Origin of the sequence: Ascidiimonas meishanensis, assembly GCF_037782385.1 — a bacterium.
Lineage (GTDB): Bacteria > Bacteroidota > Bacteroidia > Flavobacteriales > Flavobacteriaceae > Ascidiimonas > Ascidiimonas meishanensis.
Genome location: NZ_JBBEXD010000004.1, coordinates 420,738 through 444,396, shown reverse-complemented (window position 1 = coordinate 444,396; position 23,659 = coordinate 420,738). Strand labels below are relative to the sequence as shown.

Genomic DNA, 23,659 nt, shown 5'->3' with positions numbered 1-23,659 from the left:
GCCCGATTAAAAGAGTGCCAAAACCCTCAACTACCTTATAAATATTGACTTCGCTTCCTCATAAACTTTCTCAAAATTAGCCTTTAAATCAGCCTGAGAAAACTGTTTTGATTCTTTCGGTAATTCTCGTTGAATATTAGCCAATTTAAACTGCACCTTCCTATCCTTTCCGTCAGCATAGGTAATAAACTCGCCTTGTTTTAATCTAAAAAAAACATCTGCTCTAATTTTGGGAATTTCCTTTTCGCCAGTCGTAATCCTTGTATCAAAATCGAGATTGTGTCCACGGCTTATACTTTTTGTAGGGTCTTTGATGATTTCAAAAAAGCGTTCATAATATTTGGCGGTATCGGGGTCATTGACCTTTCCAAAAAACTGGTAGGACAAATTACTCAAAATCGCCTTGCTTGCCTTATCCCCATACATCATATCATTCTGAATTTTGTCCTGCATTACATAAATGGTAGCAATATCATAACTACGCAAAGTTGCAGGGATTCGGTGCATATTTAATAATCGGATTGTTGGTGCTTCTTCCATCAACAAAAATGAAGGTTTGGAATTCCGAACGCTCATTTGTTTGGTAATGGTGTGAATTATGGTTGCAATTACAGGCGAATAAGACGTTTCATATTTTGGGTTATTGACTACGGAAATTACAGCAGGATTTTCTTCGCTATTGATGTTCAATGGCACTTCATCTGCGGATAGTGCCATAAAAATACGTTGTGTACTAATTCGTTTCAACGCATTGGCCAAGGTGCTTTTCACACCAGCGGTTTGTCTCTCCGAATCTTTTCCACTAATAAAAGCATCTGCCATTGCTCTGGATGTCGTGTTGGTTTCCAAAAATTGAATTAGGCTATCGGTATCGAGCATCTGATAAATGGCTATTAAATGTGGAAGCGTACAATATTTGGGATAATCGATTTTCAGTTTCCAAATCAAACCACCAATTAAACCTTCAGCGGCATCGTTAAAGAATTTTGTTGTACCAGTCGTTCCTGGTTCCCTTTGCTCCAAAAGGTTTTCAATCAACACCCTCGACACCTCGTTTACGCTTTCCTCGTTCTCTAAATAACGTGGTGCAATAGGATTTACCCTATGGATGATTTTATCGAAGGAAATGACCTTAAACGGTATATCACTATCCTTGAATAGTGGATAAGCCATTTCGGTCAGCTCAAAATCTTTATAGTCGTGAATAATTCCGCAAAAACTCTCTTTCCGAAAATGTCTTAGAAATCCATAAACGACACTTTCGGTTTTTCCGCTTCCGGCGGATCCGATGACGGATGCGCCACGTTTAATATTATCTAATTTGAAGTTTCCTTTCTTCGTACCAAAATTTACTTGGTATTTAGTATTACTATTTTGAGAGTTCTCAGTTTTATGCAGAAAAACATACAATCCTGTATTGATTAGCATTAGAGGACACGCCAAATAAAGAAGTATCAATACTAATTCATTCCCTTCAGAAATAGAGAATATGAGAAATGAAAGCATTGCGATATTCAAAAGAAACGCATACTTGCTTACTCGAAACATCGCATAGAAAACAGTACTGGTCAAACCAATAATTGAAAGTATTGTTATGACATTATCTATCTCCATACCAATTAGATTCCGATGGAACTAGATTTGATGGCCACTTCAGCGCCACGTCTTAAACGTTTGAAAACCCGCAATGCAATTTGCGCTTGACTAACGGGAATACTAGGAACGATTGGCAATCCCGTTTTCGTCATCATTTTGAAAGCCAATGCTCTTTCGTTAGATGGTAATTTCATCAAAGCAGCAAAATATAGCTTAGGGTTTTTTACAAAATCCTTTCGTGCCTTATAGGTCTCGGCAAAGTTTCGTTTATAGCCAAAAGTCTTGTCAAATGTCTTTTCTGCTTTCTCAAAAAATTTGTTTCTATCAAACCCTCGCTTTACGTTTTTGCCGTGCATTTCAACCTCAGAAGCTTTGTGCTTACTTCCTGGGGAAAGACTGACCGAATTAGAAGCATCCTTCCTGCTCACGATGATATGGATATGGCTTTGGTTTCCATCCTTTCTCATTCCCTGGACAATCCGTTTTCCATTTTGTTGATGTGGGGCTTGCCGTTCCAGTCTAGCAATTTCCTTTTTCATCGTTTTAATATTTCCTTCAGCTCGTCCTTCTTGAATATTTCGAACATCCGTTTTGAGCTGAAGTATTTTTGTAGCAAAAGGTTGATTTTCTTTTATCTTCTTATCCGTTCCTTTAAATGTGCGTTGGTGTTCTATTTTAGCATAGTATTTTATGTTATCGATGGTTATGGGTCGCCCATTAATTTCCCTATTGAATGAAGCCACATAATCCTTCATCAATTCACGAGTGTAGGTTTTTAAATCTTGGCTGTTGTTCTGAAGTTTTCGTAATTCATATTTTGAAGGACTAACCGTAATCGAATAAAACTTGGGTTCTTTCTTTTTTAATTTTGCGGTGTTTCCATCAATTTCTCTGACTACTTCTTCAGTGGAAATCTCATCGCCATATTGATTGAAAAAGTGTTCCATATCGTGTTGTTCCAAGCCTTGATTTTCTTTCTCTAAATAGCCTACAAAATCAGCCGAACTTTGTGAATAATTGTTGCCTAATTTTTGCGGTGTGATTGTGATATACATAGCTCAAAAAATTAGAGTTGATTACTTGTGTTTTGCTTTTCTCGAAAACGGACTTCCTTCTTTTCTTCGGCATATTTCTTTTCTACAATCAGCGGTTTTTTGGTTGGTTCTTCTGTTTCAAAAAGAGATTGAATCATAGCCACTGTAGGTTTGGTTTGGGTCTTTTCGACATCCCGCATTATGGCAATGACCGCATTTATTCTTTTGAGTAATTTAGCTTCAATTGTACGTCCAGTCGGTCCTAATTTTTCCTTTGGCGAAATTTCATTGTAGAAGAAAAAATCCAGCATTGTGGACATTGCTTCGGTGTGCGATTTGAAGTAAGTGCGTGAGAAAGTTTGGAAACGTTTTGCGGTTTCCTTTTTAAATCTAATTCCAGTAAATGAGTCCATATTTCGCCGATTTGTCGCAAAATCTTCCCTAAAAATGGGCGTTCCCAGCCCGTTTGTCGCAAATCATTGATTGTTAAGAAATTATAATAAATTTAATTAACTGATTTTCAGGTAATTAAAAACGAAAAGGAATCCGAAACATCGCGCAGCGTGTTACCCTCTTGCTATTCCTTTTCGTCCCGCTCGCGGGACAAAAATCCATACAATCCGGCTAAAAAGCCGATTGCCATTTTCAAGGAAAATGATTTTCCAGTATGTTTAATTTCGATGTGTAAGCGTATCGGCGAAAGTCAAAAATTGGATAACCTTACTTTAATTTGTGCGCTGAATTTCAGCAATGTAAAGATACATTTTTTTTCTTGAATTGGATATGAATTGCATACAAAAACACCTCCAATAAATTGAGAGGTGTCGGATTTAAAAATTGACAAAATTATACATTGAATACGTATGTGTAAGAATACAAATTCCGAAGTGCTTCTTCCTCAATTACCGTTTCAAAACAGATATAATTTTCCTTTACGTATTTACGGATAGCATCCCCAAATTTTCGTTCCACATCTTTTTTAGAATTTTCTAAAAGTCGGTTTTGAGCCTCTTCGCTCAAGTCTGTAAAATTGAGATATACCATAGCTGTTTATTTTACAAAATTCCGTTATCAGAAAAACTATAGTAATCGCCATTAGGCGCAAATATCAAATGGTCAAGAATGGTAATGTCGAATAGTTTGGAAGCCTTTTTAATCTTGTTCGTTAAATTCTTATCTGCATCACTAGGTTGTAATTTTCCACTTGGGTGATTGTGCGTTAAAATTATAGCTACTGATAGAGATTTTAAAATAACCGCAAACAATATCCGAAGGTCTATTAGCGTACTTGTAATTCCACCTTGTGAAAGTTGATAAACCCCTTTTACCTTATTGCTGTTGTTCAACAATACAACTTTAAAGGTTTCTTGTATGCCTATGGTATCTTTATCCCAATCTTCATAAAGTAGTTCAGCTGCATCTTGTGAACTGCTAATTTTCTGCCACATTGAAGATTTCAGTCCACCTTTGTAGCTTATTTTTATTTCGTTAACTTGTGCTTTCATTGTTTATAGTATTTAAAATGTGAATAATGAAAAAGAGGGCGCATCTTTCGACTGTTACGCCCTCTTTCATTTTAGGTTTACTTATCGCCTTTACTTCCAAGTAAAAGGATTTCATCAGCTACCACTTCCGTTACATAGCGTTGTTCGTTATCATCAGTTGTATAGCTTCGAGTTTTTAGTTTTCCCGATATTCCAACTTCTTTGCCTTTTTGAACATACTTTTCTACTATTTCAGCAGTCTTGCCCCAGGCTACAATTGTATGCCAATTTGTATCTGTTTGTTTTTCGCCTTTGCTGTCTTTGTAATACTCATTTGTGGCTAATGAAAAACGGGCTACTTTCTTTCCGCTTTCAAGGTTCGTAATTGTTGGTTCTTGTCCAACGTTTCCAATTAACTGTACGTGATTTTTAATAGTACTCATAATAAAATATTTAAGTGATTCATATTTCCCCTATTGATTTAAAACAGATTAAATTTTAAGGGGTGTTTGTTCTTTTCTTTCGTGCACCGCACAATGGATAGAGTGGGTTTTGTCAAGACTTTTAAGGTAAAATCAGGTGTGTTTGCGACGTAGTAAAATCCTTGGATTTTCAAGGAAGTAGAAACCTTATTTTTCACTAAAACTCTGTATAGTCTTGACAAGTTCCATAAGGGCATTAGCAATTCTTTTAAACGCAGTTGCGTTTGAGCGTACCGACAGTTAAGCGAAATAAGTAGCTGTGGTTAAATTAGAATTGGTTATGTCGTGCCTGTTTTTCGACGACCCGAAAAACAATAAAGGCTTTATCCATTATAAACCCCTTAAAATGTGTAAGACAGCGGTTCGGTTTTTAAGAATTTTCTAGGAAGCACTCAAGAAGGGCTTACCGCAAATTCTGTTAAGAAAACCGAAGTGATGGCTTTCCGCTTTGGCAAGCGGACTTAATTCACAATTTTGGCTATGGAATGTAGTGTTCCTTCCCAGAGCATCGGGAAGGGTTAACGGAATGGAAAGCTGAAATTGGGGATTGTGTCCAAGACTTATGTACCGAAGCTCTTTTTCCGAAATGTAGCTTTTCGCGAAATGAAGGGGAATGTGCTGAGTGGATTATGAAATTTCTGAATCTATTTATTGGTCAGTTCAGTTTAGATAAAATTTTCTCAAAACAAAATAAATATTCCTTATAGTTATATGTTAAATTTTATTACATTATCAAGCTAATAGAATCTGATTATTAATGAATATTTTTAAGAAAAAACTAGAAGATACTACCCCAAAGGAACTCAACTTTGAACCAATTGAACTTTTCCAAACTTTGTTCCATAAGGAAGGATACGCTTATTTACGTGGAATACAGGAAGAGGTATTAAACTCTTGGCATAAAATACGTGAACAACGTGATGTACTTTGCAAAATGAATACGGGTTCTGGAAAAACTTTGGTTAGCCTTTTAATGTTGTATTCGAAAATGGTTGAAGGTGTTGGACCTAGTTTATATTTATGCCCTGATAAGCAACTATTAGAACAAGCAAAGATTCAAGCAAATTTATATGGAATACCTGTTTGTGAAGTAGAATACGCAGGACAAAGAAGTGTATTTCCTGATGACTTTCTAAACTCAAAAGCAATACTTCTATGTACATTCCAAAAATTATTCAATTCCCGTTCAATTTTTGAGAGGGACAATATTGATGTTGGTTCTATTGTTCTCGATGATGCACACGTCTGTTTGGATATAGCTAGAGATGCAACTACATTACTAATTCCATTTGGTCACGATTTAGCAAAGAGATTATTGAAATTATTCAAAGGCGATTTGAAATATCAAGCACCAGGTACTTATCACAGATTGATACAGGGCGACCCGTATGCTAAAATATTGAAAGTACCTTATTGGTCTTGGCTTTCACGTAATGATGAATTAATAGAACTCATAGGTGAGTTTAGTGATGACGACGAGTTATTTTTCAAATGGGGATTAATTGCCGACGACCTTAAATCATATGATTGTTATGTCGGTCCCAGAGGGATTGAAATAGCACCAGCTTATGTTCCATTCCATAATGTAAGAGCCTTCAATGAGGCCAAACATAGATATATTTTATCTGCCACATTTGAAGACCAAATAGATTTGATTAAAGACTTGGGAATTGACAAAAACAGCATCAAAAATGCTTTGATACCAAAAGACCGTAAAGATGTTGGTCAGCGGTTAATACTTGCTCCACAACGTTTTGATTCCAGAATAGTCGATGAGCAGATAATGACCTTAGCAAGAGATTATTCTAAATCTGGAATTAATGTAATGGTATTGACACCTTCCTCAGAAAGAGCTGCTAAGTGGGAAGATATTGGGGCTGAAATTTTAAAAAATGATAGTATTAATACAGACATTGGGAAATTAAAAGAAAAAAAAGGGTTGTTTTATGTGTTAGTCAACAGATATGATGGGGTTGACTTAAATGGGGATATGTGTAGAGTACTCATTCTTGACGGTTACCCATCTTTTAGCTCTTACGAACAGCTATATGCAGAACTCCGTTTAGAATCTGTCAAAGCCTCCCTCAAAGCACAGATAATAGAGCAAGGATTAGGTAGAGCTGTACGGTCTGGAAGTGATTACTGTACGGTATTTCTAATGGGTAAAGACCTACTACAATTTGTAGGTAACAAATCTAATCTTCAATACTTCACGCCTGTTACTAGGGAACAACTTAAATTGGGGCTTTCCCTATTAGATGAAGAATCGAAAGACAATGCTCTAGAAACAATTAAAGAAACAGCAAGCCTATGCTTAGTACAAGATATGAGTTGGCGAGAATACCACTCAGATATTTTATCAAAAATCGAAGTCGATAAAACAGATGACCGTATTTTGAAAAATTTGGAAATTGCAGACGTAGAGTCGAAAGCTATAGACCAATTCAGAAGAAGGGATTATGAAGGTGCGAGTAACCTTATTTTAAAGGATATTGTTGACTCTGTTGATTTAACTTCCAAGCAGCGCGGATGGTACTTTGAAAAGTCTGCAAATTATTTATTCCTTGATAATGCTCCGAAATCGAATGATTTACAATTAAAAGCTGCCCAAACGACTTCTCATATGCTTCAGTCTAAAAATGGGCACAGTTATACTAAGATTACTGCTAATGAAGAACAAGCGATTCAGGCACTTACTTTTGTTAAGCGCTTTGAAACATCCCAAGACTTTAAAATGTATATTGAAAGTCTCTTTGAAAATCTTAGTTTTAGTCAAGACATACCGCATACAAAGTTTGAAAATGCATTGGCAGAAATTGGAAGTTTAATTGGTTTTTATACACAAGAACCAGAAGCTGAATTTGGAAATGGACCAGATGTTCTATGGGTGATGACCGACCAGCATTACTTAGTGCTCGAAGCAAAATCGAGAGCCATCCACGATGTTATAACAAGGGACAATATCAATCAACTTTTAGGCTCTGGTGAATGGTTTAAGAATTTATATGGACCAGCAGCTAATCATAATTTGGTTACATTACAACCGCCGAACATTAAAGGTTGGAATGTAAATACCAGCGAAAACACCCGTGTCATTGATGAAGAATCTTTAAATTTATTGAAGGATAATTTAAGAAGATTTGTTGATGGAATCAATAATTCAGGATTTACGGCGGCTACAACTAAGGAAATTGCAGATTTATTAGGAATACATAACTTAACGCCCAATGGCTTTAGAACTAGTTATCTCAAGCCAGTTTATTCAAAGAAAGGATAAATTACGGGTCAAAATATAGATGGCTGAGTGGTCTAAGGCTCCTGATTGAAGCTCAGGCGTACGGGAAACTGTACCGAGAGTTCGAATCTCTCTCTATCCGCAGATACGAAGGTATTTTAGCCCGCAATTTATTTGCGGGCTTGTTGGTTCTAGAAGCACCGCTAATGAACTAAATGTTCTCAATTTTTTGTTAGGAACTATTTCTTAAATCGAATATTGAATGTAGATGTAGATGTAAGAAAAAATCCAGTTTAGATAGGTACTGGATAAACCTTTAAATATCTCTAAGCCATTTCATAGACTTCATCGAATAATTTCTTATCCCATCGTTCTTGTTGGCCAAAACTTTTCTTCAATGTATTATGCAGTACCGAGTTAAAAGCATTGTAGCCTAACCATAGATTCGGTTCTTCATTAAGTAACAAGACTTCGTAATTCAAAATCTCAATGACCTCACGAGACTTTTTTGAAGGGTCACTATTCTTATCACTACACTCGTATCTAAACAGTTTAGTTTTGTCAAGAATGGCCTTTACGAACTCTTGTGTATCGATGATTTTAAATTCTTTCATCTTATCAAATTTCTTGGTAATGGTATAGAACTCATTATTCAAAAACTTGTCAAATAAGTTGTTCAACCTTGGCATAATAAGGTGTGTATTATTCTTACTGTGCTTAATTGAAAACTCGATTTCTGCCTGAGAAACGTGCAAACCATTGGAACATACTTTTCTGTAAAAACCAAAGTGGCCAGAGGTCTTTTCGCTACCATCATAAGAGTTTTTAAACCGAAGCATCGGCAGTATCAAATCCTCTTTATTTTTCACAGAGAATTGACTTTTATCGTCAATAATGAAGTCTGTAATGAAAGACCTATCATTTTTATTGATGGTACGTTTGTGATAGTTCAGTTGTGCATCGGATAGCATTTCTTCAGCTTTCTTGAAGAACAATTGATTTGGAATGTGTCCGTAGCTGTTTGATACTACATTGACAATTTTTCCATTGGAAATAATGACGTTTTCAAGCCCACGTCGAGATTCCATCTGCGTAAGTGTTTTTAAGGATTTCATTTCTGATGGAACAAAGATTTCATCCTGCTGTAAATTTTGTAAATACATAGCTTTTGAATTTAGATTAAACAATATTTGGGCGGTAACCCTAACGGAAGCTAAAATCTCAGCTCAAAAGGAAACGGAATAAATAAGTAAAGGATGGTGCGTTGGCTTTATGCCGTAGTCTTTTGATGGGTGTATTTTACGAGTTTACCTTTGCGCTACTATTGATTGATTATTATTCTACTTCATAACCATTTTTATTAAAGTATTATCAAAAAAAAGAAGAAGAGCCAGCACGAATGCCAACCCTTCTTCAAACAACAAAAGCTAATCTTTAAGTTCCTGAATTTGCTTTTCAAGAACTGTGATACGCTCTTTCAAACGTTCTTCACGCTTGTTTCGCTTCTCGGCATATTCTTTTTCTATGCCGGCAATCTTAGATTTGTAATACCCTTGCATTGCAGCATAGAATGAAATGTTCGTTAGGTTATTGACGTGATTGCTGTCTCCAAAATGGACTTGCTTGGTAAGTATATACCGTATTAGCTTGTGGAAAATTTCCTTTTTGAAATTCTTCTTAAAGTGCTGAACCATTTCAACCTTAGTCATTTTGGAAGTAGTTCCCAAAAACTTTGAGAAGTACTTTTGTTGGCTCATATAGTCCACATTATTTTCAAAAAGTGATATTGAAAAGGCGACCATTTCATCTGTCGAAAGTGTCTTCTTCGTATCAATGTATTTGGTCTCTCTAATCATCTGTACAACTTCTTCAAACTGTTTGTTGTTCTCAATCTGCTTTTTTCGGACTTCCCGTTCGTTGATTTTAATGATTTGTTCTTCTGGCGAGCAATCTGCCATTTTTCTGATAGCCAATGGTGCTGAATGCATTGTCGATTCATTTTGAGATTTCTCAATAATCTTTACAAAGACTTCTTTGTGTCTGTATGTTTCAGGATGGAAAACGATACCATTTGCAAATCCATTTTCTTTTGCAGAATTGTACGTTACCAATTCCTCTGTGTAGTTTTCAAAGACATTGTCATATTCCTCCTTTAGTTCTGCTTCAGAGTAATCGTAATGCTGGTACTCTTTTTTGATTGCCTCTTTGGTTGGTTCAATTGGACATTCAATTATTTCCACATCATCAAGAAGATAGACTTTCAATCCGCTATTTTCTAGTTGCGCGATAATATGCTGATTTCGTTCTTCGTCTGCCCAGTACTTCTGTATCTCCGGAATAAGAATGATTTTTTCTTTCTTCGATTTATCAATCAGGTTCAAGAACGACTTGCTTTTCTTCGATTCATAACAAGCTGATTTAGTACATACCATTTTACCATCCCCGAACAAATTACCCTGATTTGCCGCATTGAACGGACACTCGATACAAGCTCCAGCTTTTGCAATCAATTTCTTGTCAGCGACATCAAAAGATGCTTTTTCTAAATCAAAGGTCTGGTCTTTAATCATTCTGTTAACTTGATGGGCATTGAAATCTTCGCCCATAGTTTCAAGCATCATTTGCTGTTCTTCTGGTCCAAATAGTGCAACGCCAATCCCTAATGAAATGGTCATATCCCCTTTGCGAACAAAATGCTTAAACCCTTCTATAAGTCCAGCTAATTTCAAACGCTGTCTTATAAAATTATCACTTCGTCCCAATCGTTTTGCTATTTCAGAAGGTGCATATTTCTCACTCAGAAAGGCAATTGCTTCTGCTTCTTCGGTAGGTTCGACATCTTGTCTTTGTAGATTTTCGATGATTTGAACTTCCAAAACATCATTATTCTTATACATTCTCACGATACAGGGTATCGTTTTCTTACTGGCCAATTTACTAGCGCGAAACCTGCGTTCGCCCATTACAATGACATACTCTTTTCCAGATTTACGTACAGTAATAGGTTGAAGTACACCGTGCTTTTTGATACTCTCGGAAAGCTGTTGTAATAATGCTTCGTTGAATGTCTTTCTTGGTTGCATTGGGTCTGGAATGACCTTATCAATACTCAGGTTTTGAATTTGAAGTCCAATTGCTCTTTGTGTCAATTTTTCTTTGACTTCCTTTTTAACGGCTGTACTTGATTTACCGTTTCTACTTGTGATACTTGCTTTTGTTGTCATAATACTTAAATTTTAGATTAAACAATATTTAAGCAGGAACCAAACGGAAGATAAAATCTTGGCTCAAAAGGAAACGGAATAAATAAGCAAAGGAAAGAGCGTTGGATTTATGCCGTAGTCTTTTGATGGATGTATTTTACGAGTTTAAATTGCGGTAATATTGTATGATAATAAACTCTCCTTACTAGATTTTGATACCACGAAAGTTATTGTAAATCAATAGAATATTTCACTACTAACGGGCAGTTAAAATTTCAAATGAATTACCACTTTTTATGACCTAAAACTTTTAAATTTTATTCATTTTAAATGTTATTAATTGAAAAGAATTACTATTTTTGCATCGGACGAATCAAAATGAACTATAACCCACGGGAATTAGGTCACAAATCGTCAACAATAAAAAAGATATTTGGCAGAAGTGCCACAGCGACAGGGCTGGCAAAGCAAGGTTCGAGTCCCGTCCAGACCGCTCTAGATACAGAAGCCTTTCAAGAAATTGAAAGGCTTTTTTTTTACAGGTACAACAATTGTATTTTATTTCTTATACTCTTGTATTTATTTTTTTATGGTTTTTAGAAAATACTCTGAAGGAGATATTCCAATTAGACTTTTAAATGATTTATTAAAGGTGGTTTTTGAATTAAAACCTGCATTTTGTGCCAACCCGAAAAAAGTGAATTCTTGGGTTTTGTTAGTCTTAGCTAATTCTATAAACTCATTAATTCGATAGTAATTAACAAAGTCAAAAAAGTTCATGCCAATACGCTCATTCAAGAGTCTTGCTAATTCAGGGTTACTAATACCTAACATTGTTGCCAATTCCGCCTTCATTAATTTGTTGTTTAAATAGGGCTTTTTGTCTTTCATCATTTCCTCTAGCTGCGTTTTTAACCTATCTAAATCTTTATGGCTCAATTTAGACTGACTATATTTTTGAGAAAGATTTAAAGAGGGTACTCGAAATAAATCTGGCGCTAACATTCCGTAGTATGCAATAAAAAGAATTATAAAAGCAATTCCCAACCAAATGAATTGGCGTGCTTCTCGCTCTATGGTCTTTAGTCCAAAAAGACTAATGAGATACATGCCAATCCAAACTAAAAGACACGCTCCTATGGCAATTAAAAAATTCAAGAAAAATTGTGTTTTCAGTGTGTAACTTAACTCGTTTTTGAGTTTCTTTTTAAATCGTAGAAATTGTTTTAGACTTAAGAACCAATAAGTACAGTTAAATGTTAGCCCTATGCCAACTAAAATATGGACCACAGTGTATAATTCTCCACTTTTTATTCGAGCAACGATGACTTCATCCGAGGGAATCATAAAGTAAAAAACCACAAATATTATGTATGCAATTCCTGGAATATAATGGACTAAATCCTTTATGGAAAAGCCCTTATTGGTAAGGGATGATTTGGTAAAAAGAAATATTGTTGCTCCAAAAAGTAGGATGGCAAATTCTGAAATTGTAATTAATCTAAAATTATCTCCAAAGATTTTTGATAGATATAGGACACGACCACTTAACCCGAGAAATAAAACAAAAATTAATAAAGCTATATAGCCATTTATGTTTTTTCTATTCTTTATCGAAAACAAATAAACACATATCAAGAAAAGGCTTTGAAAAAAGCCAAAATACACTAACTGATTTATGAATGTTTGCATACCTTAGAATGAGCTGACAAACAACAATTGCTTGCCAGCGTTATTAATTATTTAATTATAAATTGGTTCACATTCTGGATTCCTTTTTCGCTCATTTTTATATTTTCTTTGGCGAAGGCATTAAAAGAGGCCCTATCATTCCACTCTATCAATACCAAATAATCTGGTTTATACATGTAACCCACAGAGGACATTGCATCATTTAATTCTAGCAGTACTTTTGCCCCATTTTTTTTAGCTTTTTTAAGCCATTCTTTTTTGAAGTTCATAAAAGTGCTACTATCATCTTTCCAGTAAGCAGTTGCTACAAGCACTTTTTCTGGGTTCAAATCAAAAGAAGTATCTTCCTTCATCTCATAAAAAGCAAGGTGAAACGATGACCACATAGCTCTTCTTTGTTCGTGAAAATCTGGTACTACAGTAGTTATTTCATTTAAGAACTTTTTTCTGCTTGCCAAATTGGTCCACTTACCAAAAACGAAGGAACCTGGTTGTATGCCCCCTTGGGTAGTTTCTGCAATGGAAAGGATAGGCTGCGGTTGGTATCCTGTTTTAAGGGCGAATGTAAATGCTGTTTCTTTATATCTGGGGAATAATTTAGAAAAATCTGGCTTACCTGTAAACAGAAGAATATCTAAGACTTCTCCTTTTTTGAAGGTTACCGTTTTTGATTGTGCACTTACCAATAATCCGCCAAGAAAAATAGCGGTAAATACTAGAACTAATGTTGTTTGTTTCATACTAAAAATTTTAAGTTTTAAATTCATACCGCTAATGTAAAATGAGCTAGACAACTCACAAAAGAAAACACTTTTAGATGCGTACGCATACCGTATACGTTCCTTTTTTATTGATGTTTCAGCGATTTTCAAAGTAATATTGGCATAGCTAACTTTATATACTTTCCTGTGAACTTAAAAAAAGGTAGTGCGAATGCTAGACTAGAAGACTTTAAAACAATCTCTAAATCGATTTTAAAAAAGGAAGTAGATTATCCTTATAGTTATTTCCAATTGGAATTTCCATTTTCCCAATTTCAACATCATTTTTGGTGTAGGCGGTAATTTTTTCGCTATTTACAATATAAGACCGATGCAGACGAATAAACCGATTATCTAGTCGCTGTTCAAAGGCAGAAATACTTTCTTTAATCATTAAAGGATCTTTATTCTTTCGATGAATTTTAATATAATCTTTAAGGCTTTCCACATATAATATAGTATCGTAAACAACTTTTATTTGCTTTTTAGACTTATTCACAAAAATGTATTCGCTTTTATTAGTAATTGCTTCGCCAGAATTATTTATTTCTGTTTTATTTACTTGTTTTAAAAACTTCTGTATGGCCTGAAAAAAGCGTTCAAAGAAAATAGGTTTTAGAAGATAATCCAGCGCATTAAGTTCAAAACCGTCTACTGCATAGTCTCGATAAGCGGTAGTGAAAATTACTTCTGGTTTATGCGCTAGATTTTTAAAGAAATCGGTCCCCTTTAAGACAGGCATTTCAATATCTAAAAATATCAGATCAACTTTATTTTTGCTTAAAATGGTACTTGCATTGATAGCACTCGGGCAGGAAGCGATTAGCTCAAAATCAGGGATTTTTTCTAAATAACCCTCAAGTAATTCCCTTGCCAATGGTTCATCATCTATAATTACACATTGGTAACTCATGCTATTGCTAATTTAAGATTGGCAGAAAACGTACTTTTCCCATTTTCTATAATTAGGTCATAAGCCTTAGGGTATAAAAGTTCTAATTGCTTTTTTATATTTTGAAGCCCAATGGATTCTTTATTTTCTAATTTCTCAATTACAACGGGTTTACTATTTTCAACTTTAAAAAGAAGTTCTTCTCCCTCTTTAGAAATGGTTATATTTATATGAGCCTGATTTATTTCATTAGCTACACCGTGTTTAAAAGCATTTTCTACAAAGGTGAGTAAGAGTAAAGGAGCTATTCTTTCTTGACCTGTTACATTTTTACTAAATTCAATTTTCACTCTATCTGCATAGCGTATTTTTTCTAAGGATAGGTAGTTTTCAATCAGCTCTATCTCCTTTTCTATACTAACATAGGATTCATTACAGCGATATAAAATATAATCCAAAATTTCCGATAGTTTCTGAATCACCTTAGGTGTATCATTAGATTTCTTCAATGCCAACGCATATAGATTATTCAATGTATTGAACAAAAAGTGCGGATTTAGTTGATTTTTTAATGCTGCAAGTTCCGCGGTTTTCTTCTGTTCGTTCAATTTTAGTAATTGCTGTTTTTCTGTGTATAACTTTACTAGCAGAATCAAAAAGGTTGGATAGAGCAAATAAAGTGACTTAGACACAAACTCACCAAAATTCAAAAAACGACCAAAAAATGAAGGATCATCAAAACGCTTGACATAATTTACATAAGTTGCCGGAAAAGATGGTTCAAAAAAGTGAATGAAAATGAGGGTGCAAATAGCGTAGAATGAAAATAACACTAATGTTATAGCAGTTGTAAATGCTACCGTTTTTCTTCTGTTCAAAAGTTTTGGAATTAAAAACTCTACGATAATGAAAGCCATCGTAATTTGAAGTGTCACTCTTATGCCAAACGTTACGCCTAATTCATAAGTACTCGTATAATACCAACTTGAAGTTGATGCAGAGAGCGCAAAAATGAAAAGCCCAAATGCTACGTATTTATACTTTGAAATTTCTAAAAAATGCTGTATTCTTTGCCACATAGGTGTTACTTCTAAATATAAAGATACAAATCTAAGTAGGAGCTTTTTGAATAACCTACCAATAACCCATAAGTGATGCTAAAAACCGTCTTTTAGCAGACAAAAATATTCAGCTCTATTTGCAGGCCCTTTAACACCCTTAGCCGGCTCTGCGTCCTCACAATTAAAAAGATTCAACTACTACTTCTAGATTCGTTTAAAATTCAACTTTTAATAATGAAACAATTTTTAGACACTTATTTGGTATTAGCGCTCACAAAGAATTTGAAATCCCATTTTTTATGGATTTTTATTTTGTTTTCCTTTTTTAGTTTTGGTCAAAAAGGAGTTATTTCAGGATCGGTGTTTGATAATAGTACGCAAGAACCTATCCCATACGCCAATGTAATTTTGAAATCGGGCGATTCTATTGTTACAGGGGGTATTACAGGTGAGAACGGTAGTTTTGATCTAGATAATATTTTATTTGGGAACTACAATTTTGAGGTTCAATTTATTGGTTATAAGACCGAAGTAAAATCAGTTGTACTAAAAAAAGACAGCAGAAAAGTAAATCTAGGAATTGTTTACATAGTGGAAGATGCCTTGGCTTTAGAAGCAGTTGAAGTATCTGCAGAACGTTCTACTATTGAACAAAAAATAGATAGAAAGGTAATCAATGTAGGGAAAGACCTTACCACGGCCGGTGCTTCCGCAAGTGATATCATGGGGAATATACCATCGGTGAGTATTACCCAAGATGGGGATTTGTCTTTACGTGGTAATGAAAATGTCCGAGTGCTGGTTGACGGCAAGCCCACTAATATTAGTTCTCGAGAGCTTTTGCAACAGATACCCTCCACATCTATTAAAACCATTGAATTGATTACAAACCCATCTGCAAAATACAATCCTGAAGGGATGAGCGGTATTATTAATATTACTCTGAAAAAGAATACCAATCTAGGGTTCAACGGTTCTTTAAATACCGGTTTTACCTATGGGGTACGTGCACGCTATAATAATTCCCTGAGCTTAAATTATAGAAATGGAAAAGCCAATTTCTACGGCAGCTATGGCAACAGATTGGGAGAGGGAGTTACCAACGGATTCATCAATAGAACGGTGGAACGCACGGGGCAGGATATTTTAAGTATTGCAGATCGCACTTCGCATTTGTTCAAATTTGGGGTGGACTACTATATCAATGACAAAAACACATTATCTGTTTACACAAATCAGAATTTTTTTGATGCGGCCTTGGATGCAGAGCGAAACATAACGTTTTTGGATAATCCTGATGCAGATTTTAATCAGTTTGACCTTACCAATCGCGATAATACCAATGCATCTTACAATATAGATTTTAAGCACGATTTTTCAAAAGAAGGGCAGTTCATTGAACTGGAAGTTGATTACAACACCTTAAAAAGCGATACCAATAACGATTTTGATTTTACTGGAAATACGCCTCAAGCAAACTACGATGAATTTATTGATGATACCCGAACCAACACCACCATAAACTTAGATTATGTGAATCCGCTCTCCGAAAATGCAACTTTAGAAATTGGTTTGGAAACTCGTTTACGGCGCACAGAAAACACTTATATCACTGATCGTTCGGATTTCAGTAATTCAGATTTTAGGTATGATCGTGATATACATTCCTTTTATACCACCTTCAGCCAAAGTTTAGGTAAGTGGCAATATAATCTCGGAATACGCTTAGAAGATTATAATGTGGATACACAATTCAACGAAACCTCAGAAGCACCATTTAATTTTGCCGATAAACTTTTTAACATCTATCCTTCCGGTTTTTTAAAATATATTCCAAGCGAGCAGAGTAAAAACTCGTATCAGTTGAGTTTTAGCCGAAGAATTGATCGCCCTTCCTTAAATCAGATTAATCCTATCAGGCAGTTAAGTACACCACAGTTGATCCTTACGGGAAATCCAAGTTTGGTACCTCAATTCACCAATTCGGTAGAACTTAATTATAGCAGAAGACTTGATAAAGGTAATTTTACTTTTGGCGGTTTTTATAGAAGAATCAATGACGAAATCAATAGAAGAGGGTTTTTTGATGAAGACAATCCTACGGTCTTAATCGTTGATTACGATAACTTTGATAGCAATAATGCCTATGGCTTGGAGTTATCTGCAAGTTATCGGCCTACCCATTGGTGGAGCCTCAACGGAAGTTTTGATGTGTACTCAAGAACCCAAAAAGGTTTTATTGAGGGTGAACCTGTAGAAGTGAACAATACGTTAATGAACGCCAAACTTAACAACAGCTTTAAAGCCACAAAGAACCTGACCTTTCAATTATTTACTTTTTATAGTGGTAGGCAAAGTGTATTACAATATGACTTAAAAGACAACTTCTTTATGAATGCCGGTGCACGCTACAATTTTACCAAAGGTAAGGGAACGCTAAGCCTAAACTTCAATGATATATTTAGAACACAGCGCTTCGCATTTGAAACCTTTAGAACCATCATTCAGGAGGGGCAGTTTAAAACAGATTCCCGTTCTGTGTACTTAGGTTTGGCATACCGCTTTGGAAGCGGAAAGAATAAAAGCGTGAAAAGGAAAAAGAGAGATAAAAATGAAAAAGCAGATAAGATTTTATAGTATTTCTCTTTAAAAATTAGGATTGGTGTTTTTAAGTTCTCTTTATCTATGGCAATATGTCATAGGTAGGGAGTTTTTATAGTTAGATTTTTTGGCTATGGTGGCTTAGAGGCGCTACCAATCTGGTGTATAAATTAAAAATTCTTTTGGCAAATCAACTTTCCTATACCTGCAGGTATAATTTTCACTTCCAAATTCCAGAAAATCGGCAGTATGTTTCTTTAGTCTTTCTTTTATGAATCCACTACCTTGAGGACTGCGAAAATAGGTTTGTATGATTAGCTCTCCTTTGGAATACCTATAAACACCCATAGTAGCTCTTTTAGGATTTAAAGAATTTAGATTAATATCATCGTAATAAAAAAACTCACCTACTTTGCCATCAGCATAGAATTTTAAAAAGTAGGTATTAATTTCTTTCAAATAAGTACTGTCCTTGCCCTCAATATTTAAAACAGAAGCCAGTTTGTATATCTTAGTTGTGTCAATAATCTTATAGACCTCATTGTTGGTATTTCGTTTCATTGTGAACTTACAGCAACTGAATCGCTTTTTTCCCGAGCTGTTTCGATACGAGACACAACTGGCGGTTAGCAATGTCAGTATCAGAATTACACCTATTTTCAGTTTAAAATTCATGGCTTTTCATTATAAAATTAAATACAAAGACCACCTAAATACTTTAAATGGCCTTTTTTGGTGTTAACTGTTAAGCGCTACATTGCTTGAATAGAATCTAGTTTTCTTGTAGCTACTTTGTATACTGCTTCTAACATTTCACTATTCTTGTATAATTCACCATAAGTACGCACAGTATCAATATAATCTAAGGTTTTTTGGGACATATCGTTTCTGTTGTAAACCATTGCTACATATTCTGCATAATAAAAGTCGTTTTTTGGATTAGCACCATGATCTATTGCTTTTTCAAGATACTCTAATGCTTTTTTATACTCTTTCTTTGAGTAATACATAACAGACATAAATTCATATCCCTTAGGCAAATTAGGGATTAGTTCTGTACTCTTTTTAAAGCATTCTAAGGCCTTGTCAAATTCACTATTGTAATAATATGCCATACCTAAAGACCAGATGGCGGCAGCACTGTCTGGATACATATCTACTACTTTTTGAAAGTACTCTTGAGCTTTGGAGTAGTCTTCTTCAACCAAAAGCAGGTATTCTGCCTGCATAATATCTCGTTCAGATTTCAGATTTGATTTTTTGGATAGCTCATAAGCTTGGGTTACTTTTTCTTTATATTTTTCAGGATCTTGCTCGTAAAAACCTGCCATTAAAAAACCACTTGGATAGGAGGGGTCTAACTTCATAATTTTAGCTGCTTTCTCTTCAAATTCTTGCTTATCGCCATAGAAATAGAAGTTTTTTTCTAAATCGTTAAACAGTTGATGCACTTCGGGAACTTTGGAATCTACAGGAAGGGTAAATCCATATGTATTTAAATCTTTTGGAGCGTATTTTTCAACAAACTCGTCTTCTATTTCACGTTCTGTTTTCTGGGTTTGACAACCCAATAAATTGACTGCGGTTAACAGCGCAACCATGTACTTTTTACTTCTCATAGCTAACATTTTAGTTTTTAATTTTACTCAATAAGTCCTTCATTTTTATTTCATGTACCTCTGAGACTCTTAGTAGCCGTTCATCAGTCCAATTTTCAGGATTAGTTTTTAAATAATCCATTGCTGTTTTAAGTGTTTCAAGAGCTTCTTTAAACTGTTTTCTCTTTGTTAATAAATTGATTTTGAGGTCATAATACCACGATTCTTTTCTTAAATCTATGGCTCTATTAATAAGCTTTAACGCAGTTTCCAATTCTGTATTTAGGAAGTAGTAATAGTCGGCGCCCATAGCAAGCAAATCTGGATCCTTAACTTTACCTGACAAATATTCTTCTTTGACCATTTTCACCAGACGCTTATCGGTTTGTGTCCTGATTTTGAAACTCACACGGGTATTTTCCCAAGAAATATTCAATTTTGCATTTGCCTCTATTAAATCAATATCAACGGTAAATGATTCGTAATAGCTATCGGTCATTTTTACTTTCGTTTTAAAACGAATTACATCTTTGGTTTTGTCATAACCTTCCAATCCATAAATAGTTGAATCGCTATTTAGAATTATCATCCATTCTTGTTTGTCTGGAATGGTGAACAATGAATATTGTCCCGCTGGTATTACTATATCGTCTAGTACCACGGCATCATCAAATTTGATTTTTGTGCCATTACCTGCACCTGTTCGCCATAGTTTTCCTAAGGGTACGAGTTCACCAAAAATGGCACGACCCCTGGCTATTGGGCGTTCGTATACTATTGAAATTGTCGTGACTCCAACTTTTTGTTCAATACGTCCCTTTGGACTGAGTGATGGGAATTCTGTTTGGGCTGCCAACCCGACAGTAGATAGTGTTAGTAATAGTAAAAGATAAACCTTCATAATTCTCAATTTATTGATTGTTAAAATATTGCGTTATTAATGATGCTAACTAGAAGGTACAGACGCTAAAGAGCCCTTATAATTGAACTTCATTTTGCTTTAGTCTTTTGAAACCGTTTCGACCTATCAGATACCCTACGATATTTTAGAATTGCTACTATTTCATGTTGGAAATAAATTCAAAAGCGTGTTTTATATCGGTAGCTTGAAGCAACACCTCTTTTGTGTTTTCATCTTCTCCACCAGAGGAGACCAAACCAACAATTTTTCCTTGATTATCCACTATGGGCGCTCCGCTTAAGCCTCCTAAGCTTTTGGGGCCACTTATTTGTATTAGGTTATGAAAATTTCCTTCAGTAGCATCGAATTTGTATTCATAAGCGCTTTGTGAACCGACTGTATCTTTATAAGTCCACCCAACTGCGTATAACAGTTCTCCTTTCTTTAGTGGTTTCTTCCTGAAGGATAATGGCGTATGGTTTGTTTTGTTTTCTTTCACCGAGAAAACCAACCAATCTTCATAAGTATCCCAGTGAGTGTTCATATAGCTCCAAGTAAGGGAGTCTTTATTATTTGTATTCAATAGCTTGTCTACAATAATATATTTTGTGCTATCATTCTTCGGTTGCATTTTCCACTCCTTCAAACCTCCTTCAAAGTCAATAAACTTCATAGCATCGGTTTTAGCTGTCATTAAAACATGTTTTGCTGTTATAGCATAGATATTACCGTTATGCGCTACTAAAAACCCGTTTGATGCATTTGAATTGTCAAAAGACGAATCCTGATAAGAAACATTATTTATTAGGCCAATAGGAGTATTCTTCAGTTTTTTTGTTGATGAACAACTTATAATTACCAACATGATAACTGTTACTACTATCGTATTTTTAAATTTTAAGAACTCTGGAAACATCAATTTTATTTATTGGGTTTGTAATTAAAATGAATTGGACGAATATTCAACAATTCTAAGAATTGACTTCTATTTGATGCCTGAAAGAATATTTTCCTTGGTAAACCCATTATTAAATTTAATCTGGGACAGTATTTGTGTTATACTCGGTGATTCCCTATATGCGCCTTTTGCATCAGGCAAAAAGTAGTTTCGATTTGTAGCTATTTTTTGACCCTCTATTTCTTTATAAGTATATTCGGCAAGAATTACCGGAGAAGAAATCCCCAGAAAAGGGAGTGAAAAATAAAACCGGTCTATTAGCTGCGTTTCCTGATTTACGTAAAGGATATAAATATCATTCTTTTCTTTTCCAGTTACTTTTGCATCATAGGTAATTTCTAGTTTTGCGTAGTCAATACCATTATAAATTTCTTTGCCTAAATATTTTGCTATGGTCCCAGGGTCATTCAATTTATAAGGCATAACAAACCAAAAATAATTGGCACGTCTTACAAATTCTGCTGTGGCGATGGTTCTTTCATTCTCTACTACATCCTCATTTAATGTAATAGTAACCTTTTCTCCGTCAAAAAAATGTGTTACAATACCGTTTTCAGTTGGCATGGTATTTATTTCATGCCTTGTGTAGTGACCAAATGAGATTTCTGAGTCAAATATGTAGCGTTCTGTAGAGATATCCGCTTTACCTTCCGGAACAGTATATTCATAATGGTATTCCACATCATTTTTACTACGCAGATGATTCCATCCACCATGGGCTTTCTCAGTAGCGGCAAGGATTTCCTTTGAATTTGTAGAGTTAATTTCTCGTGCTACAACTTTTCCTTCTTTTCCTTGTCTAATTTTTTCTTTGCAAGCTGTTAGATTTATCAAAGTAAGTACCACCATCAGGAAAGGTCTTTTTAAAATCATGAAAACTGTTTTAATGATCATGAAAGGTAACTCATTAACATACGCTATTATCCTTTTGTAGACACTTACAGGATTCTTGAAGATAAACAGTTATTTACCGTAGACATAGCCTGTAACATTTTATGAAAGCATACTTTAAAAAGATTTGGTTTTGACAGATTAAAAATCATCCGTGATTCCCAGTTTTCAGTAGTTTGAAACTTTATTGAAAAATACTGGTTAATCCACATCAAACTCATTAACAACAGCTTCCAATTCCTTAACATGACCACCATATAACTTGTCGGCCCACTTTACTGTTATGAAATAGATGAATACTGCAATGGCTAAGTAAATCACAATGTAAATAGCTAATGAACTAGGTTCAATATCTAGAGAGATTAATTTTATAAATTGCTCCTGATTTTTACTTACCGTAGCATGACTAAGTGCTACCATAGCCAAAGGCAATAGCAAACTACCCGCTATAATTGCTGTTTTATAAACTTCTAGGGTTAGTTTTAAATCGTGTACGATACTTAAAAGCGCATATTTAGATTGTAGACTTATGTCCGAACTCCTTTTTAAAAACCAACCCATTTTTAATAGGTACCCCAATGTTATTAAACAGGTTATAAACATTACAATGTAATAAGCCCCTTTAGGAACTGTTTCCATGGGTAAAACACTAGGTAAGCCTAGAAATATTACGATGAATAGCAATTGGGTAATTATTTCTGACTTCATAGAACGTCTTACCTTTTCTAAAGGCATTTTAGAAGCTCTTGAGCTTTTGGCATTCTGTGTTATGTCGTTCTTACTTTCGCCCTCCGCGTTCATTTGGTCTTTAATTTTATCAAAATTCATATCCTTGTTTTTTTATAATGTCTTGTAATTTCTTTTTAGTTCTATTTGTTTTTACGCGAACATTAGCTTCTGTAATACCTAAGTTCTTTGCGATTTCCTTACCAGAATACCCCTCTATAAAAAGAAGTATCAACGCTTTCTCAATTTTATTTAGCTCTTTAGTTGCTTTGTAAAAATGCACTAACTGTTGCTCTTTTTCATCCATATCATTTTCTGGTGCAATAGGCTCGTAATCGATGCTTTTGTAAGAGTCTGGCTTTCTTTTCTCTTTCTTGAAGAATGCTAGTGCTGTATTTAGAGCCACTCTATACATCCAGGTAGAAAACTCACTATCACCTTTAAAAGAAGGTATAGATTTCCATAATTGTAACATAATTTCTTGAAACAAATCTTGCTGGTCATTAAGATTGTCAAAATACATACGAGACACTTTGTACAAAAT

21 protein-coding genes and 1 tRNA gene are annotated in these 23,659 nt (G+C 34.8%); 3 read left to right on the top strand and 19 right to left on the bottom strand.

Features of this window, described 5'->3' with window-relative positions; genetic code table 11:
* Positions 1 to 30: 30 nt before the first annotated feature.
* The 6 genes from WBG07_RS09580 to WBG07_RS09555 form a co-directional block, all read right to left on the bottom strand.
* Positions 31 to 1,614, bottom strand: coding sequence for a type IV secretory system conjugative DNA transfer family protein (locus WBG07_RS09580; protein WP_340200721.1), 1,584 nt, complete (start codon positions 1,612 to 1,614; stop codon positions 31 to 33).
* Positions 1,615 to 1,619: 5 nt separating this feature from the next.
* Entirely contained in the window at positions 1,620 to 2,651 is a 1,032-nt protein-coding gene (mobB, locus tag WBG07_RS09575; protein WP_340200720.1) for a MobB family relaxase, read from the bottom strand.
* An 11-nt stretch (positions 2,652 to 2,662) separates the two neighbouring features.
* Positions 2,663 to 3,043, bottom strand: a complete 381-nt coding sequence (locus WBG07_RS09570) for a BfmA/BtgA family mobilization protein (RefSeq protein ID WP_062054296.1) — start codon at positions 3,041 to 3,043, stop codon at positions 2,663 to 2,665.
* Positions 3,044 to 3,476: 433 nt separating this feature from the next.
* Positions 3,477 to 3,674 carry a hypothetical protein gene (locus WBG07_RS09565; RefSeq protein WP_246906063.1) on the bottom strand — a complete coding sequence of 66 codons (198 nt, stop codon included), beginning with the start codon at positions 3,672 to 3,674 and terminating at the stop codon, positions 3,477 to 3,479.
* 11 nt (positions 3,675 to 3,685) lie between these two features.
* Entirely contained in the window at positions 3,686 to 4,135 is a 450-nt protein-coding gene (locus WBG07_RS09560; RefSeq protein WP_303507660.1) for a JAB domain-containing protein, read from the bottom strand.
* A gap of 77 nt (positions 4,136 to 4,212) precedes the next feature.
* A complete protein-coding gene (locus WBG07_RS09555; RefSeq protein ID WP_246906069.1) occupies positions 4,213 to 4,557 on the bottom strand; it encodes a single-stranded DNA-binding protein in 345 nt (114 codons plus the stop codon).
* 796 nt (positions 4,558 to 5,353) lie between these two features.
* Between WBG07_RS09555 and WBG07_RS09550 the strand changes: the two genes are divergently transcribed.
* Positions 5,354 to 7,873, top strand: coding sequence for a DEAD/DEAH box helicase (locus tag WBG07_RS09550; RefSeq protein ID WP_340200713.1), 2,520 nt, complete (start codon positions 5,354 to 5,356; stop codon positions 7,871 to 7,873).
* Between the two features lie 15 nt (positions 7,874 to 7,888).
* Positions 7,889 to 7,973: transfer RNA gene (locus WBG07_RS09545), tRNA-Phe, on the top strand.
* Positions 7,974 to 8,157: 184 nt separating this feature from the next.
* Here the strand turns inward: WBG07_RS09545 and WBG07_RS09540 are convergent.
* The 6 genes from WBG07_RS09540 to WBG07_RS09515 all read right to left on the bottom strand — a co-directional run bounded on the left by WBG07_RS09540 (position 8,158) and on the right by WBG07_RS09515 (position 15,458).
* Positions 8,158 to 8,994, bottom strand: a complete 837-nt coding sequence (locus WBG07_RS09540; RefSeq protein WP_340200711.1) for a DUF932 domain-containing protein — start codon at positions 8,992 to 8,994, stop codon at positions 8,158 to 8,160.
* A 264-nt stretch (positions 8,995 to 9,258) separates the two neighbouring features.
* Positions 9,259 to 11,055: a ParB/RepB/Spo0J family partition protein gene (locus WBG07_RS09535; protein ID WP_340200709.1), complete on the bottom strand. Its 1,797-nt coding sequence runs from the start codon at positions 11,053 to 11,055 to the stop codon at positions 9,259 to 9,261.
* A gap of 558 nt (positions 11,056 to 11,613) precedes the next feature.
* A complete protein-coding gene (locus WBG07_RS09530; RefSeq protein WP_340200706.1) occupies positions 11,614 to 12,192 on the bottom strand; it encodes an AraC family transcriptional regulator in 579 nt (192 codons plus the stop codon).
* Positions 12,193 to 12,773: 581 nt separating this feature from the next.
* On the bottom strand, positions 12,774 to 13,466 hold the full coding sequence (locus WBG07_RS09525; RefSeq protein WP_340200703.1) for a hypothetical protein: 693 nt from the start codon (positions 13,464 to 13,466) through the stop codon (positions 12,774 to 12,776).
* A 223-nt stretch (positions 13,467 to 13,689) separates the two neighbouring features.
* Positions 13,690 to 14,400 carry a LytR/AlgR family response regulator transcription factor gene (locus WBG07_RS09520; RefSeq protein ID WP_340200701.1) on the bottom strand — a complete coding sequence of 237 codons (711 nt, stop codon included), beginning with the start codon at positions 14,398 to 14,400 and terminating at the stop codon, positions 13,690 to 13,692.
* The gene (locus tag WBG07_RS09515; RefSeq protein ID WP_340200698.1) at positions 14,397 to 15,458 is read right to left on the bottom strand and encodes a sensor histidine kinase; all 1,062 of its coding nucleotides are present in this window, start codon (positions 15,456 to 15,458) and stop codon (positions 14,397 to 14,399) included. Before WBG07_RS09515 ends, WBG07_RS09520 begins: the two co-directional genes overlap by 4 nt.
* A gap of 216 nt (positions 15,459 to 15,674) precedes the next feature.
* Between WBG07_RS09515 and WBG07_RS09510 the strand changes: the two genes are divergently transcribed.
* On the top strand, positions 15,675 to 18,077 hold the full coding sequence (locus WBG07_RS09510) for a TonB-dependent receptor (protein ID WP_340200696.1): 2,403 nt from the start codon (positions 15,675 to 15,677) through the stop codon (positions 18,075 to 18,077).
* Between the two features lie 114 nt (positions 18,078 to 18,191).
* Here WBG07_RS09510 and WBG07_RS09505 read toward each other — a convergent pair whose 3' ends face one another.
* The 7 genes from WBG07_RS09505 to WBG07_RS09475 form a co-directional block, all read right to left on the bottom strand.
* Complete coding sequence (locus WBG07_RS09505; RefSeq protein ID WP_340200694.1) at positions 18,192 to 18,602, bottom strand: hypothetical protein; 411 nt, start codon at positions 18,600 to 18,602, stop codon at positions 18,192 to 18,194.
* 191 nt (positions 18,603 to 18,793) lie between these two features.
* Entirely contained in the window at positions 18,794 to 19,660 is an 867-nt protein-coding gene (locus WBG07_RS09500) for a tetratricopeptide repeat protein (protein ID WP_340200692.1), read from the bottom strand.
* Between the two features lie 10 nt (positions 19,661 to 19,670).
* A complete protein-coding gene (locus tag WBG07_RS09495) occupies positions 19,671 to 20,540 on the bottom strand; it encodes a DUF2911 domain-containing protein (RefSeq protein ID WP_340200690.1) in 870 nt (289 codons plus the stop codon).
* 157 nt (positions 20,541 to 20,697) lie between these two features.
* Positions 20,698 to 21,456 carry a S1 family peptidase gene (locus tag WBG07_RS09490; RefSeq protein ID WP_340200688.1) on the bottom strand — a complete coding sequence of 253 codons (759 nt, stop codon included), beginning with the start codon at positions 21,454 to 21,456 and terminating at the stop codon, positions 20,698 to 20,700.
* A 69-nt stretch (positions 21,457 to 21,525) separates the two neighbouring features.
* Positions 21,526 to 22,371 (bottom strand): DUF6503 family protein, encoded by an 846-nt coding sequence (locus tag WBG07_RS09485; protein WP_340200685.1) that lies wholly within the window; start codon positions 22,369 to 22,371, stop codon positions 21,526 to 21,528.
* A 219-nt stretch (positions 22,372 to 22,590) separates the two neighbouring features.
* Positions 22,591 to 23,217, bottom strand: coding sequence for a hypothetical protein (locus WBG07_RS09480; RefSeq protein ID WP_340200683.1), 627 nt, complete (start codon positions 23,215 to 23,217; stop codon positions 22,591 to 22,593).
* Positions 23,207 to 23,638, bottom strand: coding sequence for an RNA polymerase sigma factor (locus tag WBG07_RS09475; RefSeq protein ID WP_413788822.1), 432 nt, complete (start codon positions 23,636 to 23,638; stop codon positions 23,207 to 23,209). Before WBG07_RS09475 ends, WBG07_RS09480 begins: the two co-directional genes overlap by 11 nt.
* Positions 23,639 to 23,659: the final 21 nt, after the last annotated feature.

Coding starts and splice junctions, on each gene's coding strand:
- WBG07_RS09580 (WP_340200721.1), bottom strand. CDS start 1,614: ATGGAGATAGATAATGTCATAACAATACTTTCAATTATTGGTTTGACC.
- WBG07_RS09490 (WP_340200688.1), bottom strand. CDS start 21,456: ATGTTTCCAGAGTTCTTAAAATTTAAAAATACGATAGTAGTAACAGTT.
- WBG07_RS09480 (WP_340200683.1), bottom strand. CDS start 23,217: ATGAATTTTGATAAAATTAAAGACCAAATGAACGCGGAGGGCGAAAGT.
- WBG07_RS09535 (WP_340200709.1), bottom strand. CDS start 11,055: ATGACAACAAAAGCAAGTATCACAAGTAGAAACGGTAAATCAAGTACA.
- WBG07_RS09550 (WP_340200713.1), top strand. CDS start 5,354: ATGAATATTTTTAAGAAAAAACTAGAAGATACTACCCCAAAGGAACTC.
- WBG07_RS09540 (WP_340200711.1), bottom strand. CDS start 8,994: ATGTATTTACAAAATTTACAGCAGGATGAAATCTTTGTTCCATCAGAA.
- WBG07_RS09520 (WP_340200701.1), bottom strand. CDS start 14,400: ATGAGTTACCAATGTGTAATTATAGATGATGAACCATTGGCAAGGGAA.
- WBG07_RS09495 (WP_340200690.1), bottom strand. CDS start 20,540: ATGAAGGTTTATCTTTTACTATTACTAACACTATCTACTGTCGGGTTG.
- WBG07_RS09565 (WP_246906063.1), bottom strand. CDS start 3,674: ATGGTATATCTCAATTTTACAGACTTGAGCGAAGAGGCTCAAAACCGA.
- WBG07_RS09515 (WP_340200698.1), bottom strand. CDS start 15,458: ATGTGGCAAAGAATACAGCATTTTTTAGAAATTTCAAAGTATAAATAC.
- WBG07_RS09560 (WP_303507660.1), bottom strand. CDS start 4,135: ATGAAAGCACAAGTTAACGAAATAAAAATAAGCTACAAAGGTGGACTG.
- WBG07_RS09500 (WP_340200692.1), bottom strand. CDS start 19,660: ATGAGAAGTAAAAAGTACATGGTTGCGCTGTTAACCGCAGTCAATTTA.
- WBG07_RS09505 (WP_340200694.1), bottom strand. CDS start 18,602: ATGAAACGAAATACCAACAATGAGGTCTATAAGATTATTGACACAACT.
- WBG07_RS09570 (WP_062054296.1), bottom strand. CDS start 3,043: ATGGACTCATTTACTGGAATTAGATTTAAAAAGGAAACCGCAAAACGT.
- WBG07_RS09485 (WP_340200685.1), bottom strand. CDS start 22,371: ATGATTTTAAAAAGACCTTTCCTGATGGTGGTACTTACTTTGATAAAT.
- WBG07_RS09525 (WP_340200703.1), bottom strand. CDS start 13,466: ATGAAACAAACAACATTAGTTCTAGTATTTACCGCTATTTTTCTTGGC.
- mobB (WP_340200720.1), bottom strand. CDS start 2,651: ATGTATATCACAATCACACCGCAAAAATTAGGCAACAATTATTCACAA.
- WBG07_RS09475 (WP_413788822.1), bottom strand. CDS start 23,638: ATGTATTTTGACAATCTTAATGACCAGCAAGATTTGTTTCAAGAAATT.
- WBG07_RS09555 (WP_246906069.1), bottom strand. CDS start 4,557: ATGAGTACTATTAAAAATCACGTACAGTTAATTGGAAACGTTGGACAA.
- WBG07_RS09510 (WP_340200696.1), top strand. CDS start 15,675: ATGAAACAATTTTTAGACACTTATTTGGTATTAGCGCTCACAAAGAAT.